The organism is Enterobacter sp. CP102, assembly GCF_025152625.1.
GTDB lineage: Bacteria > Pseudomonadota > Gammaproteobacteria > Enterobacterales > Enterobacteriaceae > Enterobacter > Enterobacter soli.
In genome coordinates this window covers 3,883,130-3,898,938 of the sequence record NZ_CP104014.1, presented here as the reverse complement: position 1 = coordinate 3,898,938, position 15,809 = coordinate 3,883,130, and the positions used below count along the sequence as shown (strand labels likewise).

At 54.6% G+C, this 15,809-nt stretch carries 21 protein-coding genes; 5 read left to right on the top strand and 16 right to left on the bottom strand.

From position 1 onward, the window contains the following. Window positions 1–70: 70 nt before the first annotated feature. The 4 genes from N1249_RS18340 to mutY all read right to left on the bottom strand — a co-directional run bounded on the left by N1249_RS18340 (window position 71) and on the right by mutY (window position 4,101). Window positions 71–1,327 carry a nucleoside permease gene (locus N1249_RS18340; protein ID WP_259831896.1) on the bottom strand — a complete coding sequence of 419 codons (1,257 nt, stop codon included), beginning with the start codon at window positions 1,325–1,327 and terminating at the stop codon, window positions 71–73. 220 nt (window positions 1,328–1,547) lie between these two features. Continuing rightward, entirely contained in the window at window positions 1,548–2,624 is a 1,077-nt protein-coding gene (gene mltC / locus N1249_RS18335; RefSeq protein ID WP_259838215.1) for a membrane-bound lytic murein transglycosylase MltC, read from the bottom strand. A gap of 125 nt (window positions 2,625–2,749) precedes the next feature. Next, entirely contained in the window at window positions 2,750–3,022 is a 273-nt protein-coding gene (locus N1249_RS18330) for an oxidative damage protection protein (RefSeq protein ID WP_013098674.1), read from the bottom strand. 26 nt (window positions 3,023–3,048) lie between these two features. Next, a complete protein-coding gene (gene mutY / locus N1249_RS18325; RefSeq protein WP_259831892.1) occupies window positions 3,049–4,101 on the bottom strand; it encodes an A/G-specific adenine glycosylase in 1,053 nt (350 codons plus the stop codon). Between the two features lie 144 nt (window positions 4,102–4,245). Here mutY and trmB point away from each other — a divergent pair, with 144 nt between their 5' ends. Genes trmB through N1249_RS18310 form a run of 3 tightly spaced genes read left to right on the top strand, consistent with a single transcriptional unit; the run spans window position 4,246 to window position 6,064 of the window. After that, window positions 4,246–4,965, top strand: a complete 720-nt coding sequence (gene trmB, locus N1249_RS18320; protein WP_259831888.1) for a tRNA (guanosine(46)-N7)-methyltransferase TrmB — start codon at window positions 4,246–4,248, stop codon at window positions 4,963–4,965. Next, window positions 4,965–5,291, top strand: a complete 327-nt coding sequence (locus N1249_RS18315) for a YggL family protein (protein ID WP_182062380.1) — start codon at window positions 4,965–4,967, stop codon at window positions 5,289–5,291. Before trmB ends, N1249_RS18315 begins: the two co-directional genes overlap by 1 nt. A 56-nt stretch (window positions 5,292–5,347) precedes the next feature. Then, the gene (locus tag N1249_RS18310) at window positions 5,348–6,064 is read left to right on the top strand and encodes a DUF2884 domain-containing protein (RefSeq protein ID WP_259831885.1); all 717 of its coding nucleotides are present in this window, start codon (window positions 5,348–5,350) and stop codon (window positions 6,062–6,064) included. A gap of 82 nt (window positions 6,065–6,146) precedes the next feature. Here N1249_RS18310 and N1249_RS18305 read toward each other — a convergent pair whose 3' ends face one another. Genes N1249_RS18305 through N1249_RS18280 form a run of 6 tightly spaced genes read right to left on the bottom strand, consistent with a single transcriptional unit; the run spans window position 6,147 to window position 9,862 of the window. Continuing rightward, window positions 6,147–6,485: an endonuclease domain-containing protein gene (locus N1249_RS18305; RefSeq protein WP_259831883.1), complete on the bottom strand. Its 339-nt coding sequence runs from the start codon at window positions 6,483–6,485 to the stop codon at window positions 6,147–6,149. Between the two features lie 56 nt (window positions 6,486–6,541). Beyond that, on the bottom strand, window positions 6,542–7,690 hold the full coding sequence (gene hemW / locus N1249_RS18300; RefSeq protein ID WP_259831882.1) for a radical SAM family heme chaperone HemW: 1,149 nt from the start codon (window positions 7,688–7,690) through the stop codon (window positions 6,542–6,544). Further along, window positions 7,683–8,276, bottom strand: a complete 594-nt coding sequence (locus N1249_RS18295; RefSeq protein ID WP_259831880.1) for an XTP/dITP diphosphatase — start codon at window positions 8,274–8,276, stop codon at window positions 7,683–7,685. The genes hemW and N1249_RS18295 overlap by 8 nt, the downstream gene beginning before the upstream one ends. Before the next feature lie 3 nt (window positions 8,277–8,279). Further along, complete coding sequence (gene yggU, locus N1249_RS18290; RefSeq protein ID WP_014071701.1) at window positions 8,280–8,576, bottom strand: DUF167 family protein YggU; 297 nt, start codon at window positions 8,574–8,576, stop codon at window positions 8,280–8,282. Then, on the bottom strand, window positions 8,573–9,139 hold the full coding sequence (locus tag N1249_RS18285) for a YggT family protein (protein WP_182062375.1): 567 nt from the start codon (window positions 9,137–9,139) through the stop codon (window positions 8,573–8,575). The genes yggU and N1249_RS18285 overlap by 4 nt, the downstream gene beginning before the upstream one ends. Before the next feature lie 18 nt (window positions 9,140–9,157). Then, window positions 9,158–9,862 carry a YggS family pyridoxal phosphate-dependent enzyme gene (locus tag N1249_RS18280; RefSeq protein ID WP_217186910.1) on the bottom strand — a complete coding sequence of 235 codons (705 nt, stop codon included), beginning with the start codon at window positions 9,860–9,862 and terminating at the stop codon, window positions 9,158–9,160. 17 nt (window positions 9,863–9,879) lie between these two features. Here N1249_RS18280 and N1249_RS18275 point away from each other — a divergent pair, with 17 nt between their 5' ends. Together N1249_RS18275 and N1249_RS18270 are read left to right on the top strand one after the other, a co-directional pair. Continuing rightward, window positions 9,880–10,887, top strand: coding sequence for a type IV pilus twitching motility protein PilT (locus N1249_RS18275; RefSeq protein WP_259831877.1), 1,008 nt, complete (start codon window positions 9,880–9,882; stop codon window positions 10,885–10,887). A 60-nt stretch (window positions 10,888–10,947) separates the two neighbouring features. Beyond that, a complete protein-coding gene (locus tag N1249_RS18270; protein WP_259831875.1) occupies window positions 10,948–11,670 on the top strand; it encodes an IclR family transcriptional regulator in 723 nt (240 codons plus the stop codon). Here the strand turns inward: N1249_RS18270 and ruvX are convergent. The 6 genes from ruvX to N1249_RS18240 all read right to left on the bottom strand — a co-directional run bounded on the left by ruvX (window position 11,664) and on the right by N1249_RS18240 (window position 15,765). Next, a complete protein-coding gene (gene ruvX, locus N1249_RS18265; RefSeq protein WP_014071696.1) occupies window positions 11,664–12,080 on the bottom strand; it encodes a Holliday junction resolvase RuvX in 417 nt (138 codons plus the stop codon). The two genes, N1249_RS18270 and ruvX, sit on opposite strands and share 7 nt — an antisense overlap. Further along, complete coding sequence (locus tag N1249_RS18260; protein WP_014071695.1) at window positions 12,080–12,640, bottom strand: YqgE/AlgH family protein; 561 nt, start codon at window positions 12,638–12,640, stop codon at window positions 12,080–12,082. The genes ruvX and N1249_RS18260 overlap by 1 nt, the downstream gene beginning before the upstream one ends. 74 nt (window positions 12,641–12,714) lie before the next feature. Next, window positions 12,715–13,662: a glutathione synthase gene (gene gshB, locus N1249_RS18255; RefSeq protein ID WP_182062370.1), complete on the bottom strand. Its 948-nt coding sequence runs from the start codon at window positions 13,660–13,662 to the stop codon at window positions 12,715–12,717. Window positions 13,663–13,681: 19 nt separating this feature from the next. Continuing rightward, window positions 13,682–14,413, bottom strand: a complete 732-nt coding sequence (rsmE, locus tag N1249_RS18250; RefSeq protein ID WP_259831873.1) for a 16S rRNA (uracil(1498)-N(3))-methyltransferase — start codon at window positions 14,411–14,413, stop codon at window positions 13,682–13,684. Window positions 14,414–14,465: 52 nt separating this feature from the next. Beyond that, window positions 14,466–15,173, bottom strand: a complete 708-nt coding sequence (endA, locus tag N1249_RS18245; protein WP_259831872.1) for a deoxyribonuclease I — start codon at window positions 15,171–15,173, stop codon at window positions 14,466–14,468. A 94-nt stretch (window positions 15,174–15,267) separates the two neighbouring features. Then, window positions 15,268–15,765 (bottom strand): SprT family zinc-dependent metalloprotease, encoded by a 498-nt coding sequence (locus N1249_RS18240; protein WP_014071691.1) that lies wholly within the window; start codon window positions 15,763–15,765, stop codon window positions 15,268–15,270. Between the last annotated feature and the right edge of the window lie 44 nt (window positions 15,766–15,809).

Sequence of the window (15,809 nt, the reverse complement as noted above, 5' to 3'; positions counted from 1 at the left end):
GGCTTCGCCTTACCCGGCCTACGGTCTGGTTTTGTATGCCCGGTAAGCGAAGCGCCACCGGGCACCACAATTAATGCGCAATCGGCTGTGCACCCTCTGGCACGCGAACGTGCTTGTATTTGAACAGCGCGATAAACGCGAAGAACAGTACCAGCGAGTACGCGGCGAAGATGAGCCACACTGGCTGCCAGTTAGTGATACCGTTGGTGGTGTACATCTCAACCACTTTACCGCTCACCACACCGCCCAGAATACAGCCGAAGCCGTTGGTCATCATCAGGAACATACCCTGCGCACTGGCGCGGATTTCAGGCTTCACTTCTTTTTCCACAAACACGGAACCCGAAATGTTGAAGAAGTCGAAGGCGCAGCCGTAAACAATCATCGACAGAACCAGCAGCACGGTGCCGAACGGGCTTGGGTCGCCGTAAGCGAACAGGCCGAAGCGCAACATCCAGGCCGCGATACTGATAAGCATCACGTTCTTGATGCCGTAGCGGCTCAGGAAGAACGGGATGGTCAGGATGAACAGCGTCTCAGAGATCTGAGAGATAGACATCATCACCGACGCGTGTTCAACGATAAAGCTACCGGAGAACAGCGGGTTGTTATCGAAGCTGTGCAGGAAGGTGTTGCCGAACATGTTGGTGATTTGCAGTTCCGCGCCCAACAGCATGGAGAAGATAAAGAAAATCGCCATGCGTTTGTTTTTGAAGAGAGCAAATGCATCCAGGCCCAGCATGGTGCTCCAGCTCTGGTTTTTCTGCTGGTTAGACACCGGAATGTGCGGCAGGGTCAGGGTGAAGATCGCCAGCACAACAGACAGCGCAGCACCGATATAGAGCTGCATATGGCTCAGTTCGAAGCCCGCGAAGCTCACGCCCCACATCGCCATGATAAAGCCGATGGTGCCCCAGATACGGATTGGCGGGAAGTCAGTCACGATATCCATACCGTTTGATTTCAGGCGGTAGTAGGAGATGGTGTTGATAAGGCCAAGCGTTGGCATATAGGCCAGCGAGTTAAGCAGGATCACCATGAACATCGCGCCAGGCGTGGTGACTTCGGCTGCCATAAACAGCGTCCCCGCACCCACCAGATGACAAAGCATGTACAGCCATTTTGCGCTTAACCATTTATCCGCCACGATACCCAGCAGCGTTGGCATGAAGACAGCCGCAATACCGAGCGAGCTGTATACGGCACCGATAGACGCACCATCGAACTTGAGCGTCACAAACATATAGGAGCCGAGTGTAGTCAGCCAGCTACCCCACAGGCAGAACTGCAGAAACGACAAGATTTTAAGCTGCAGCTTAAGGTTCATGTTACTTTCCTCACAAGTGAGCGGGAGATATGTTGTTATAGAAACATTCAGGGTTGGTATTTGATGCAATTCTATCAGCAGGCAACGATATGTTTTGTTACCTCCCGCAAAAAAATGCAATCCACATTAATTTGCAGTTTGGATTGTGATGCAAATAACATTTTCGTATGGGTGGGGTATTTTTTACCCTCTCCCGGTGGGAGAGGGCAGGGTGAGGGGGTTATCGACGACGATAGTTCTTCTGCGCCGTATTCACTTTATACAGATAACGACGGGATTCCGCCGACGGGTGGCGGGTGGTCAGTGTCGAATAGACATCGCCCGGTGCCATGCTGTTGATGATGTTCGCCGCCTGCACTTTGTCATTTGAGAAGACGCGCAGTACGCTGCCCGCACCGCCGTTATATGCGGTGATCACCGCATAGCGACGTGAAGTTGGGTTATCAATTCCCCCCAGATAGACATTGTTGAGCATCGCCAGATACGCCGTGCCGGTATCAATGTTGCTTTGCGGATCGAACAGGTAGCTACGACTTGGCGTACCCGATTTCCCCTGCGAGCGGAAAACGTCTTTCCCGGCGCTGTGCTGGACAACCTGCATCAGGCCTAACGCGTCAGAACGGCTTACGGCGTAAGGGTTAAAGGAGGATTCGGTCTGCATAATCGCCAGAATCAGCGACTCATCCACGCCGTATTTCCGCGACGCCTGACGTACCATGCCCACGTATTTATGTGCACGTTTATCAAGGTGGTTTGGCACCAGATTGATGGTCACGCTGTAAATAATACGCAGCCCGTTAGTCCGGCTTTTCAGACGCGTTTGCAGCAGGTAGTCGGCGAATTTCGTGGCGCGGCCTTCCCAGCGGATCGCCTGGCCGGTCTGATCGACAACCTGACCGTACAGGAACGGCTCTTTGGAGATAGTAATGTCGTCAGCATCGGAGTAGAGATCGATAGAGCCCGGATCGTCGCCCATCAGCAGGGTTTTGATGATGGCCTGGCGCAGGCGTGCGGCAGGTTCAGTACCTGCGATAGTCTCGACCGTGATCGTACCATCATCAAAATTGATGTGGCTTCGGGTCTGGTAAGCGTCGGTGTACTTAACGTAGTCCTTAGGGCCAGCGATAAGAACTTCGTTAAATCCCCAAATATTTTCGATGTTATGGGCAAATTGCCCCATCAAAATGTCAAAACCGTTGGTGTCCTTTACCCAGGCTTCGTTGTAATCATCGCCTTTTTTAGATGAACAAGACACAAGCAACGGCGCAATAAGAGCTAGCGCTAAAAATTTTTTCATCATTCCGGGAGTGCGTGTTGTGTTTGCTTAGTTGTTGCTTTTGCCGGGTGGCGCTGCGCTTACCCGGCCTACAAAACCGTAGGCCCGCGCAAGCAAAGCGCCGCCGGGCACCAGCCCGCAGAGTTTTATTTTTCCGGTGGCGTATAGCCTTCGATGTGTACGTCTTTACCTTCGAACAGGAAGTTCACCATCTCTTGTTCCAGCAGCTTGCGGTGTTCCGGGTTCATCATGCTGAGTTTTTTCTCGTTAATCAGCATGGTTTGCTTTTTCTGCCACTGTCCCCAGGCTTCTTTGGAGATCTCGTTATAGATGCGCTTTCCTAATTCGCCTGGATAGAGCTGAAAGTCTTGTCCTTCAGCGTCGCGCTGTAAAAAAGTGCAAAAAATGGTTCTGGCCATACTCATTCCTCTTTATCTTGCCGATGCTAAACCATTGCACCGACACGTAATTGCTGTAACAGACGCTCTACGGGAGCCGCGAGCCCGACTGACGGCGGTTGCGCTAAGTTATACCAGAGAGCCGGGCCTTCATCCATGCACGCGGTAAATGAGGACACGGGAAGCCACATTGGCACAATATCCAGATGGAAATGGCTAAAGGTGTGGCGAAACGCGGTCAGTTGCGTGAGGTTATCGGCAGCAATTCCACGTTGCTTAAGCCATTCCCGCAGCGATGCTTCATCTTCAAACTGTGGGAAGCAGTATAGACCACCCCACAGGCCGCTTGGCGGGCGCTGGGCGAGGAATACGTCATCACCCTGCTGCATCAGCAACATGTAGCCAGTACGCTCCGGAAGCGTCTGTTTCGGTTTTTTGCCCGGGTATTGAGCCCAGCTGTTGTTGGCATACGCCACGCAAATATTATTCACCGGGCAGAGTTCGCACTTAGGTCGGGAACGGGTACAGACCATCGCGCCCAGATCCATCATCGCCTGATTAAAACGTTCCACACCTTTGGCCGGGGTCACCGTTTCGCTGATCTCCCACAGGCGTTTTTCAACGTCTTTCTTGCCCGGCCAGCCGTCGACGGCATAGCAGCGTGCCAGCACGCGCTTGACGTTGCCGTCGAGGATGGGGAAGTGCTTGCCTAAAGACAGAGAGAGAATGGCGCCCGCGGTCGATCGCCCGACGCCGGGTAAGTCCGCCACTTCGTCAAAGGTTTCCGGGAATGTGCCGTTGTGGCGCGTCGCAACCTGCTGTGCGGCTTTGTGCAGATTACGCGCGCGGGCGTAGTAGCCAAGCCCTGTCCACAGGTGCAATACCTCATCCAGCGGCGCGTTTGCCAGATCGGTCACCGTCGGGAAGCGTGCCATAAAACGCTCAAAGTAAGGAATAACCGTAGCGACCTGCGTTTGTTGCAACATCACTTCGGAGAGCCATACTTTGTAAGGCGTTTTTTCAATTTGCCAGGGCAGGGTTTTACGCCCGTATTTGTCGTACCAGTCCAGCACCTGGGCTGAAAATTGAGAGGCTTGCATGGTTATCGATTCACATAATCAGGGACGCAGATTGCAGCACAGCGTCAATCTGCTGTAAACCGGATCTTTCCCATGCTTGCATAGAAGCCTTAACTTTGGATAATGCCCGTTTCCCGAACATTCTCACAAGCAGACAACTCTTTTATGAAAAACGACGTCATTTCACCGGAATTTGATGAAAACGGCCGCCCGCTGCGCCGTATTCGCAGCTTTGTCCGCCGTCAGGGCCGCCTGACCAAAGGGCAGCAACATGCGCTGGACAACTACTGGCCGGTGATGGGCGTTGAGTTCAGTGAACAGCCTGTCGATTTTGCCGAGCTGTTTGGCCGTGATACGCCGGTTACGCTTGAGATTGGTTTTGGCATGGGCACCTCGCTTGTCGCCATGGCCAAAGCGCGCCCGGAGCAGAACTTCCTCGGTATTGAGGTCCACTCGCCGGGCGTGGGTGCATGTCTGGCGACTGCCCATGAAGAGGGCGTAGAAAACCTGCGCGTGATGTGTCACGACGCGGTAGAAGTGCTGCACAAAATGATTCCTGACAATTCTTTGAACATGGTTCAGCTCTTTTTCCCTGACCCGTGGCACAAAGCACGTCATAATAAACGCCGTATCGTTCAGGCGCAGTTTGCTGAGCTTGTAAAAAGCAAACTTAAACTGGGCGGCGTCTTCCACATGGCGACCGACTGGGAACCTTATGCGGAACATATGCTGGAAGTGATGTCGTCTCTGGACGGGTATAAAAACCAGTCTGAGAGCAACGACTATGTACCGCGCCCGGACTCACGTCCGGTGACGAAATTTGAACAGCGTGGCCATCGTCTTGGTCACGGTGTATGGGACTTAATGTTCGAGAGGGTGAAATAATGGCAAAGAACCGTAGCCGTCGTCTGCGTAAAAAAATGCATATCGAGGAATTCCAGGAAGTCGGTTTCTCTATCGCATGGCGTTTCCCGGAAGGTACAAGCGTAGAGCAAATTGATCAGGACGTTGATGCTTTCATCAGCGACGTGATTGAGCCAAACAAGCTGGCGTTTGACGGTAGTGGTTACCTGTCATGGGAAGGCCTGATTTGCCTGCAAGAAGTGGGTAAATGCACTGAAGAGCATCAGGCGGCAGTACGTAAATGGCTTGAAGACCGCAAATTTGAAGATGTGCGCATCAGCGAACTTTTCGATATCTGGTGGGACTAAGTAAGCATCAAGGGGCCAGCATTAGCTGGCCCATTTTGTCTGAGGGAGTGTTAAAGATGCGCAAAACGTTGCTGGCGGTTGCTTTACTGGCAATCGGATCCACCGCCCATGCGGAGTATAAATGTAGCGTCACCCCGCGTGACGATGTGGTGTTAAACCCGCAAACCGTGCAGGTCAAAGGCGAGAACGGCAATCTGGTGATTACGCCGGATGGTGACGTGACGTTTAACGGCAAACCGCAAAACCTGACTGCCGCCCAGCGCGAGCAGGCCAAGGATTACCAGGCCGAACTGCGTACCGCACTGCCGTGGATTAACGACGGCGCGCTGACGCGCGTTGAGAAAAGCCGCGTGGCGCTGGATAAGATCATCACCAAAGAGGTGGGTGAGAGCAGCAATATGCGCACCCGTCTGACCAAGCTGGACAAACAGCTGAAAGAGCAGATGAACCGGATTATCGAGAATCGTACCGATGGCCTGACGTTCCACTATAAGGCGATTGACCAGGTCCGTGCCGATGGCCAGCAACTGGTGAATCAGGCGATGGGCGGTATCTTGCAGGACAGCATCAACGAAATGGGCGCCAAAGCCGTGCTGAAAGGCGGCGGAAACCCATTGCAGGGCGTTTTAGGTAGCCTGGGCGGCCTACAGACCTCGATCCAGAACGAATGGAAGAATCAGGAGGATGATTTCCAGCAGTTCGGTAAAGACGTGTGTAAGCGCGTGGTGTCGCTGGAAGACAGCCGTAAGGCGCTGGTGGGGACGCTGAAGTAAGATTTCTGCGCGCTGTGCCCCTCACCCCGGCCCTCTCCCCAGGGGAGAGGGCGTCAGAGTTCCCTCTCCCTGTGGGAGAGGGTTAGGGTGAGGGCATCAGGCTCTGCAATTTTTGCAAAATAACCATCAAGACTTCTTCTTCATTCGCCCTGAACTCGTTATTCCAGAACCGCAAAACTTCCCAGCCGTTTGCGTTTAAGAACGCAGTTCTTCGTAAGTCATACGCCGCTTCATCCTGATGTTGCCCTCCATCCAGCTCAACGATCAATTTCGCCTTAAAGCAGGCAAAATCGACGATATACGTGCCAACCGGCATCTGGCGGCGAAACTTATACCCATAGAAGCGACGACCTCTGAGCAAATACCAGAGGCGTAATTCTTCGGGCGTCATTTGTTTACGGAGTTGTTTTGATTTGTCCATCCCCACACTCTGCCAGCCTTTCTCTCAACTGGCAGAACGGGATGCAAAATCCTGAATCAGCTTTCAGGCTCTTCGGCGAGGAACAGCTCAAGAAGGGAGTTTAAGAACAGTTTTCCATGCTCAGTTATCTGCCAGAAATCATCACACTCGGTGAGATACTTCTGTGCCAGCGCTTCGTCAATTTGCGGGCGTATAACGGACTCCGGCAACCCGGTGTACAGCGTAAACTCCGCACGCGGGGCAGCTTCCAGCAGGCGGAAGCGGTTCATGAAGAACTCGAACGGTTTATCAGCCGCCTCGACATCGTGACTGCGCTCCAGATAACGTCCTTCCATAAACCCGCGCGGATGACGCGTCTTGGCGGTACGCAGAATGCGCCCGTCCGGGAAGGTCACCTTACCGTGCGCACCGCAGCCAATACCCAGGTAATCACCAAATCGCCAGTAGTTCAGGTTGTGCTGACACTGGTAACCTGGCTTCGCATAGGCGGAGGTTTCGTACTGCTGATAGCCCGCGGCGGTCAGAAGTTGATGCCCCTGCTCAAAGATATCCCACAGCGCGTCGTCATCCGGCAGCACCGGCGGGCGGGAGCCAAACAGCGTGTTCGGTTCAATGGTCAACTGATACCAGGAGAGATGCGGCGGGTTCAGTTCAATTGCCTGGCGCAGGTCGTCCAGCGCCTCTTCCAGGGACTGATCCGGCAGGCCGTGCATCAAATCGAGGTTAAAGCTGCGAAGATTAAGCCCTGTCGCCAGGTGTGCCGCGCGTTTTGCCTCTTCCGGGCCGTGAATACGTCCCAGACGTTTTAATTTTGGCTCGCTAAAACTCTGCACGCCGATGGAGATACGGTTCACACCCGCACGCTGATACTCGACAAAACGGTCGGCTTCAACGGTACCGGGGTTGGCTTCCATTGTAATTTCAGCATCCGCCGCCAGATTGAGGCGCGCACGCACGCCATCCAGCAGCGTTTGCATTGCCGGGCCTGACAGCAGGCTCGGCGTACCGCCACCAATAAAAATGGTCTTAACTTCACGTCCCTGTGCGTAAGGTACGTCGGCATCCAGGTCAGCCAGCAGATGCGCAACGTAATCGTCATGCGGTACTTCGCCTTTCAGCGCATGAGAGTTGAAATCGCAGTACGGGCATTTCTGCACGCACCACGGGATATGAATATAAAGACTCAGAGGTGGCAAATTAGCCATTACGTAATGCTTCCAGTAACAGTTTCAGTGCGCGTCCACGGTGGGAAATCGCGCTTTTCTCTTCGCGGGTCAGTTCCGCAGCGGTTTTGCCCTCGGTCGGGACAAAGAAAATCGGGTCATAGCCAAAACCGCCGTTGCCTGCCGCTTCACGAGTGATCACGCCCGGCCAGCTGCCGTGGCAGACAACAGGGGTTGGGTCTTCCGCATGACGCATATAAACCAGCACGCAGTGGAACTGCGCCTGACGCTTTTCGTCAGGAACGTCTTTCAGGGCAACAAGCAGTTTTTCCAGATTCTGCTGGTCAGTGGCATCAACGCCTGAATAACGCGCGGAATAGATCCCCGGCGCACCACCCAGAAAATCAACAGCCAGACCAGAGTCATCGGCAATCGCGGGCAGGCCGGTTACCTGTGCCGCGTGGCGCGCTTTCAGGATCGCGTTTTCAATAAACGTCAGGCCTGTCTCTTCGGCAGACTCTACGCCCAGTTCGGTCTGAGCAACGACATCCAGACCAAAATCATTCAATAGCGAGGCCAGCTCGCGCACCTTACCGGCGTTACCGGTAGCGAGAACAACTTTCTGCATCGTTTATTCCTGTTCTTTCAGAGCCGCGACTTCCGTCGGGATGGATTGCGGGTCGAGGATTTTTACCTGTTTATGACGCCCAAGCTCACCCTTTTCAATGATGACCTGGCTTTTAGCGACGCGAAACTGTTTAGCCAGATATTTGGTCAGATGTGCATTCGCCTGGCCATCAACGGGTGGGGCGGTGATGGCGACTTTTAATTCGTCGCCATGCAGTCCAACAATACTATCGCGGCTGGCTTTCGGTTGAATATACAACCGTAAAACCAGCCCATCGGCGCAGGTACTTACTGCACTCATAACGCCATCCACAGCCCCGGCAGCAGCATGTTGCCCGTAGCCTGCAGCAGCTCGGTGATACCCATGTTGATGACGTACAACAGCAACACCAGAATCATCGGTGAAAAGTCGATGCCGCCCATCGAAGGCAACAGACTGCGGATCGGGCGCAGCAGCGGCTCGGCAAGCTGAATCAGGGCATATTCCACCGGACTACGGCCCTGGCTCACCCAGCTCATGATTGCCATCACCAGCAGGACCCAGAAGATCAACAACCCGATGGTTTTGACCAGAATCAGAACGGCGGCGATCCAGATAATGGGCTGGAACGTCACCACCATAAACAGCACGATGGCCTTAATGACGCTGAGCACAAAAGCGACCAGTAAAGAGGCGCTGTCAATTGGGCCCATCGCCGGGATTACACGGCGCAGCGGCCCCACTACAGGTTGCGTGATTTTCACAACAAACTGCGAGAAGGGATTATAAAAATCACAACGCGCCCACTGCATCCAGACGCGCAGTAAAAGCGCCATCGTATACAGTTCAATCACCGTTGAGAGCAGGAAAGTCAACGTCTTCATGGCGTTCCTCAGGTTTCCTTATTTTTGGGGGTAATCGCGCGCACCGAAAATAGCTGTGCCAATGCGCACCATAGTGCTGCCTGCCGCAATTGCGGCTTCCATATCGTCCGACATGCCCAGAGAAAGCGTGTCTACCGTGGAGTAGCGCGCTTTAAGCGCCTCAAATGCTACAGCCATTTGCTGTGCCACGGCAAACTGCCTTTCGTAACTTGACTCAGGCGCCGGGATAGCCATCAATCCGCGCAGGGTTAACCCCGGCAGCGCGGCCACCTCTGCCGCCAGTGTATCCAGCTCGTTTAGCGCGATGCCTGACTTGCTGTTTTCGTCACTGATATTGATTTGAATCAGCACGTTAAGTGGCGCGAGCCCGGCCGGACGTTGCTCGCTGAGACGGGTCGCAATCCGCAGGCGGTCAAGGGTATGACACCAGTCAAAGTGCTCTGCAACCAGACGGCTTTTGTTCGACTGCAACGGGCCAATAAAGTGCCATTGCAGGTCGCTATTTCCCAGTTCCTGGAAATAGCGAATTTTATCCACGCCCTCCTGCACGTAGTTTTCACCAAACGCACGATGACCAGCGGCAATCGCTTCTGCGATGGCGCTCGCAGGCTTGGTTTTGCTCACTGCAAGTAACGTAACTTCTTCTGGAGCACGGCCGCAACGCGTTGCTGCGGCTGAGATTTTGTCCCGGACCTGTGCCAGGTTATGCGCAATGTCGTTCATTTTCCGAGGAGAGTCGTGTGGTAATGGAAGAAATTGTGGCCCTTAGTGTAAAGCATAACGTGTCGGATCTACACCTGTGCAGTGATTCACCGCCACGCTGGCGCAGGGCAGGTACGCTTGAACCTGCGCCATTCCCGCCGCCGGATATTACGCAGCTATTAAAAACGTGGCTTAACGATGAGCAACAGGGGACCTGGTGGGCAAACGGGCAGGTAGATTTTGCCGTGACGCTCGCCAGCCAGCAGCGTTTACGCGGCAGCGCATTCAGCCACATTAACGGTACTTCACTCACGCTCAGACTCTTACCGGCGAGCTGCCCGCAGCTTTCGGCGCTGGGGGCGCCGCGTACGCTCCCGGAACTGCTGGACAACGACAGCGGTCTGATTCTGGTGACGGGGGCAACAGGAAGTGGCAAATCCACTACGCTTGCGGCAATGGTGGATCATCTTAACCGCCACTACGATAAACACATTCTGACGCTGGAAGACCCGGTTGAGGTTATTTATCAAAGCGATCGCTGTCTTATCCATCAGCGGGAGATAGGCCAGCACTGCCCTTCATTTGCAGAGGCACTTCGCGCTGCATTACGTGAAGATCCTGACGTGATTTTATTGGGGGAGCTTCGCGACAGCGAAACGATCAGGCTCGCCCTTACGGCGGCAGAAACTGGGCATCTGGTGCTGGCAACACTGCATACGCGTGGGGCGGCGCAGGCAATAGAGCGCCTGGTTGATACCTTTCCGGCACAGGAAAAAGACCCGGTGCGTAATCAGCTGGCGGGCAGTTTGCGCGCGGTACTGGCGCAAAAGCTTTGTCGGGACGTCCAGGGAGGGCGCGTGGCGCTGTACGAACTGCTGGTGAATACCTCAGCGGCAGCAAACCTTATCCGCGAGGGTAAAACCTGGCAGTTGCCCGGCATTATCCAGACCGGGCAACAGGCGGGGATGCAGGATTTTGACCAAAGCTTTGCGGAACGCAGAGCGCAGGGGCGGCTTCACGAAAGGTCAGCAGTTGCGTCGGGTTGACCTTGTTTCCATCCGTGCGAGCGGTAGAATCGACTCTCTACCTTTTGAGCAAACGAAACCATGTCATCACAACCAAATCAAAGCCTGATTGACGGTATACGCTGTCTGCAATACCTGGTGTCCAGCGATCGTGCGATTGGGTGTCGCGAGCTGGCGCGTCTGATGGGAATTAACACCACTCGCGCTAACCGCCTGCTGATGACCATGGCCTCGATTGGCCTGACGATGCAGGACGAACACCGCCGCTATCTGCCGGGGCCGGGTATCCATGCCCTGGCGGCACAGTCCATTCGTGGATCCGCGCTTTTTTCCCGCGCCTTGCCAATACTGGAGCGTTACGCGCCGCGCGATATTGTCGTCGCGCTCGGGGTACTGTGGGAGGACCAGATTATCTACATCTGGCACTCGGTGCCTGGCAGCCAAACGACGCAGGCGCTGGCCGGTTATCGGATGCTCCCGGCCTGGCAGTCGGTCATTGGCATGGCATTGCTGGCAGAAGAGAGCGACGAACAGCTGAAATTACGCTTCACTGACGAACAGTGGCAAAACCTGGCGCCCCACGTTGACCAGCAGCGTAAAACCGGCCGCGTTATCTGGCATCACGATGATGGGGAAGTGTCGATGGCGATTCCGGTCGGTGCGCATCATGCTGCGCTGGCATTTGCCGGGATGTGGAATGTCGGAAATGATGTGGTGGAAGCGCGCCTTCAGGCGCTACAGGAACTCAACGCTAAACTGCTGGAAATGCCCGATTTCGCGGGCAATTCAGAAGAGGCTCAGTAACCCTGTTCGAAATAGCTTTCGAGGATCACCACGGCAGACGCTGAGTCCACGCTGCCTTTGTTGAGCGCCCTGAAACCGCCGTGCTCAAACAGGCCTGCACGGGCTTCGACGGTGCTAAGGCGTTCGTCGTGCAGCTTCACTGAGACACCAAAGCGGCCGTGAATTTTGTTGGCAAACTTACGTGCGCGCGCGGTGAGCGGTTGTTCGGTGCCATCCATATTAAGCGGTAACCCAACGATAACGTCATCCGGTTGCCACTCTTTGAGCAGGCGTTCGATCAGCGTCCAGTCTGGCGTGCCATCGTTCGCTTTTAACGCCGTCAGCGGACGCGCCGTGCCGGTAATGCGCTGGCCGACGGCAACGCCAATACTGCGGGTGCCAAAATCAAAAGCTAAAAGCGTCCCGCTCATTACGCGTGCCCCGCTACGCCCGGCATGGTCAGAATATCAATGCCGATAAGTTTAGCCGCATCACGCCAGCGATCGGCGATAGGGGTCTTAAACAGGATGTTCAGATCCGCAGGCGCAGTCAGCCATGCATTATCCAGGATCTCCTGTTCAAGCTGGCCTTTTTCCCAGGACGCATAGCCCAGCGCAACCAGCACTTCCGAAGGCTGTTCGGCGGTACCCAGCGTTTCAAGTACGTCGCGCGAAGTTGTGACCACGGTGTTATCCGAGATCCGAATGCTGGAAGAGAAACCCGGCGGCGTATGCAGGATAAAACCGCGATCTTCAGCCAGCGGCCCGCCTAACATCACCGGCTTATCAAGACGGATTTCAGGCAGACGCTCTTCAGTGGTGATTTTTAGCTTTTCCAGAATGCCTTCAATTTGCAGGTTTTCCAGAGGCTTATTAATGATGATACCCATCGCACCGTCTTCATTGTATTCACAGATATAAACGACGGAACGGCGGAAAATGGGATCCTGGAGAGCAGGCATGGCAATAAGAAAGTGATGCTGTAAATTCATTGTCAGAGGTTCTGTTTCCTGGTTTAAAAAGCGACAGCGCCCAGTATGGGGACAAACTCAGGCGCTGTCACAGGTTATTTCTGTAAACGTTTTTCGATTGCGTCCATCAGCATTCCGGTGATCGAGATAGGGAATTCGGCCTCGATTTCACGAATGCAGGTTGGGCTGGTGACGTTCACTTCAGTCAGGCGGTCGCCGATGATATCCAGGCCGACGAAGATCAGGCCTTTGGCTTTAAGCGTTGGGCCAACGCGGCGGGCAATTTCCCAGTCGCTTTCGGTCAACGGACGCGGTTCGCCACGGCCACCGGCCGCCAGGTTACCACGGGTTTCGCCACCCTGCGGGATACGCGCCAGGCAGTAAGGAACCGGTTCGCCATCCACCACCAGAACGCGCTTGTCGCCATCGACAATGGCAGGCAGATAGTTTTGCGCCATGCAGTAACGGGTACCCAGTTCGGTCAGCGTTTCGGCAATCACACCAATGTTCGGGTCGCTCTCTTTCACGCGGAAAATCGATGCGCCGCCCATACCGTCCAGCGGTTTCATGATGATATCGCCGTGCTTCTGCCAGAAGGCTTTCAGCTGGGCCTTATTGCGGGTCACCAGCGTTTCTGGCGTCAGATCGGAGAACCAGGCGGTGTAGAGCTTCTCGTTACAGTCGCGCAGGCTCTGCGGTTTGTTCACGATCAGCGTGCCTTTCTCTTCTGCACGCTCAAGGATATAGGTGCAGTAGATAAATTCGGTGTCGAACGGCGGATCTTTACGCATCAGGATCACATCGAGATCGGCAAGCTGGATATCCTGCTCGGTGCCGAATTCGTACCATTTATCGTAGTTCTGCTCGACGTTAACAATACGGGTGCGTGCGCGGGCTTCACCGTTGATCAGGTAAAGATCGTTCATCTCCATGTAGTGGAGTTCATAGCCGCGACGCTGTGCTTCCAGCAGCATAGCGAAGCTGGAATCTTTCTTGATGTTAATGTTTGCGATGGGATCCATCACGATGCCGAGCTTGATCATGTTCCTCTCCAATAATGCTTCAACCCAGATCGCCAAACCGCACTTGCAGCGCGGTAATGGCAGTGAGTGCCGTTGTCTCAGTGCGCAGAACGCGAGGTCCCAACAGAATATCAGTAAATTCGTAACGTGCCGTCATAGCTATTTCGTCAGCGGACAGGCCACCTTCGGGGCCAATCAACAGGCGAACGCGTTCAACGGGCAGCGGCAGCGTATTAATACTGGCGCTGGCGCGCGGGTGGAGGTTGAGCTTAAGCCCGCTGTCCTGTTCAGCACACCAGTCTTCCAGATCCATTGCCGGACGGATCTCCGGGATACGGTTGCGGCCACTCTGTTCACAGGCAGCAATGGCGATTTTCTGCCACTGCTGGATCTTTTTGCTCAGACGTTCCGCATCCAGTTTAACGCCACAGCGCTCAGAAAAAAGTGGCGTAATGAGGCTTACACCCAGTTCGATCGATTTCTGGATGGTGAATTCCATCTTTTCACCGCGCGACATCACCTGGCCTAAATGAATATGCAGCGGCGATTCACGGTCATCCACTTCGCCACGCAGCACATTTACGTGCACGCTTTTCTTATCAGCACGGGTGATTTCAGCGTCGAAAACCTGATTTGAGCCGTCGAAAAGCTGGACTGCCTGGCCTGCGCCCATGCGCAGCACGCGGCCAACATGGTTGGCGGCTTCGTCGGACAGGGCGATTTCGCGGCCTGCGGTAATCAGTTCAGGGTGGTAGATGCGAGGAATGCGCATAGTCAGAAATTCCGTGTGTCATGCAATGTAAGCGAATTGCCGCTAGTGTAGGTTAGCTCTTTTGCGCCTGGCAAGCCCGCTGGACATAAGGGTTATGATTCCCCTGGGCTTTGGCGATGCGTTCGTCGCGCTGGCACTCCCAGTCGGTGACCGGATACTGCTTATCCCAGGCATTAAACAGCTGTGTCTGCTGGCGGGAGAGGGTGAGGTCATAACGGTCGCGCATATAGAAGTAGGTGCGGGCGATACTGCCGCGCGCACGAGCCGGTGGCTCAGCCACTTTCTCTTTAAAATCGACCTTCATGGCGCACTGTCCATATTGACCCTCGCCGCCATTCCACTGGCCATACATAAAGTTGCCGCGATCGCCGTTCACTTCGCCCACCGCCGGTTGCAGGTTATGCATGTCGCTTTCCATCTGGCGATAGACCGGGTCTTTGGCGCAGTTTTTACGCCCGCCGTCCTGCCAGCACTGGCGCTGGTGGCCAAACTGCCATGCCGGGACGACGTGTTCCCATTCGATTCGGCTGGCGCGGTTTTCGTTTTTACGCACTTTATAGCCGCAGGACTCGAGATCAACGACCCCTTTTTTGCCCTGCCAGTTAATCTTACAGCCACAGTAGAAATCACCGGGAACGTCGGCGTTAACCTTTACACCTGCGCTCTTAGCCTGAGAGAAACTGTTGATACCGTCGGCCAGGGTATAGCCTGAGAATGCCGTCGCCAGAAAAGCGACCGCGAGAGAAATATTACGGGACATCGTTAACTCCGTGTCAAAACGAGCCCGCAACGTAACGAAAGTTGTTCCTGTATGCAATCAGTCAGATCAGGAAAGTTCCTGATTGTTCAATTGATTATTCTGCAACCAGCGGCTCGCCGCACTTGACGCAGCGATAGGTGGCTTCACCGCGTACCACGCGATTATGACGGCGAACGGTTAGCTGATGCTGCTGGCACTGGCAGCGGTAGGGGAAGGTATTGCGGCGAACAGACTCAAGCTCGAACTGATGGGTTCTGCGTGCCGGAACGCCAAGCACCGCTTCCATCATCCATTTCCACTCTTTGCCGTGCGGTGCCACGCGCCCAAAGTGTTTCCAGACCAGCAGGTGCGCCAGCTCGTGTGGAACCACTTCATCGATAAATGCCTGCTGGTTTTCCATCATCAGCACCGGGTTAAGACGGATTTCGTACGACTCAAGCCAGGCCGTTCCGGCAGAGGTTCCGCGTTGCTGATAGACGAGCTTAGGTTCCGGGTAATTGCGACCGAGTTTCTGATTTGCCAGGGCAAGTTTTTCCCGCAGGCTGCGCATTACGGCCTGCTGAATAGCGATGGGAAGACGGGGAGTTTTCATAGGGGCAGAGCATAGAGCTTGCGAAAGGGAGGTGCAAGAGGCAC

Bases quoted from the DNA above. Each gene is read 5' to 3' on its own strand.
- N1249_RS18340 (WP_259831896.1), bottom strand. From the start codon at position 1,327: ATGAACCTTAAGCTGCAGCTTAAAATCTTGTCGTTTCTGCAGTTCTGC.
- mltC (WP_259838215.1), bottom strand. From the start codon at position 2,624: ATGAAAAAATTTTTAGCGCTAGCTCTTATTGCGCCGTTGCTTGTGTCT.
- N1249_RS18330 (WP_013098674.1), bottom strand. From the start codon at position 3,022: ATGGCCAGAACCATTTTTTGCACTTTTTTACAGCGCGACGCTGAAGGA.
- mutY (WP_259831892.1), bottom strand. From the start codon at position 4,101: ATGCAAGCCTCTCAATTTTCAGCCCAGGTGCTGGACTGGTACGACAAA.
- trmB (WP_259831888.1), top strand. From the start codon at position 4,246: ATGAAAAACGACGTCATTTCACCGGAATTTGATGAAAACGGCCGCCCG.
- N1249_RS18315 (WP_182062380.1), top strand. From the start codon at position 4,965: ATGGCAAAGAACCGTAGCCGTCGTCTGCGTAAAAAAATGCATATCGAG.
- N1249_RS18310 (WP_259831885.1), top strand. From the start codon at position 5,348: ATGCGCAAAACGTTGCTGGCGGTTGCTTTACTGGCAATCGGATCCACC.
- N1249_RS18305 (WP_259831883.1), bottom strand. From the start codon at position 6,485: ATGGACAAATCAAAACAACTCCGTAAACAAATGACGCCCGAAGAATTA.
- hemW (WP_259831882.1), bottom strand. From the start codon at position 7,690: ATGGCTAATTTGCCACCTCTGAGTCTTTATATTCATATCCCGTGGTGC.
- N1249_RS18295 (WP_259831880.1), bottom strand. From the start codon at position 8,276: ATGCAGAAAGTTGTTCTCGCTACCGGTAACGCCGGTAAGGTGCGCGAG.
- yggU (WP_014071701.1), bottom strand. From the start codon at position 8,576: ATGAGTGCAGTAAGTACCTGCGCCGATGGGCTGGTTTTACGGTTGTAT.
- N1249_RS18285 (WP_182062375.1), bottom strand. From the start codon at position 9,139: ATGAAGACGTTGACTTTCCTGCTCTCAACGGTGATTGAACTGTATACG.
- N1249_RS18280 (WP_217186910.1), bottom strand. From the start codon at position 9,862: ATGAACGACATTGCGCATAACCTGGCACAGGTCCGGGACAAAATCTCA.
- N1249_RS18270 (WP_259831875.1), top strand. From the start codon at position 10,948: ATGTCATCACAACCAAATCAAAGCCTGATTGACGGTATACGCTGTCTG.
- ruvX (WP_014071696.1), bottom strand. From the start codon at position 12,080: ATGAGCGGGACGCTTTTAGCTTTTGATTTTGGCACCCGCAGTATTGGC.
- N1249_RS18260 (WP_014071695.1), bottom strand. From the start codon at position 12,640: ATGAATTTACAGCATCACTTTCTTATTGCCATGCCTGCTCTCCAGGAT.
- gshB (WP_182062370.1), bottom strand. From the start codon at position 13,662: ATGATCAAGCTCGGCATCGTGATGGATCCCATCGCAAACATTAACATC.
- rsmE (WP_259831873.1), bottom strand. From the start codon at position 14,413: ATGCGCATTCCTCGCATCTACCACCCTGAACTGATTACCGCAGGCCGC.
- endA (WP_259831872.1), bottom strand. From the start codon at position 15,173: ATGTCCCGTAATATTTCTCTCGCGGTCGCTTTTCTGGCGACGGCATTC.
- N1249_RS18240 (WP_014071691.1), bottom strand. From the start codon at position 15,765: ATGAAAACTCCCCGTCTTCCCATCGCTATTCAGCAGGCCGTAATGCGC.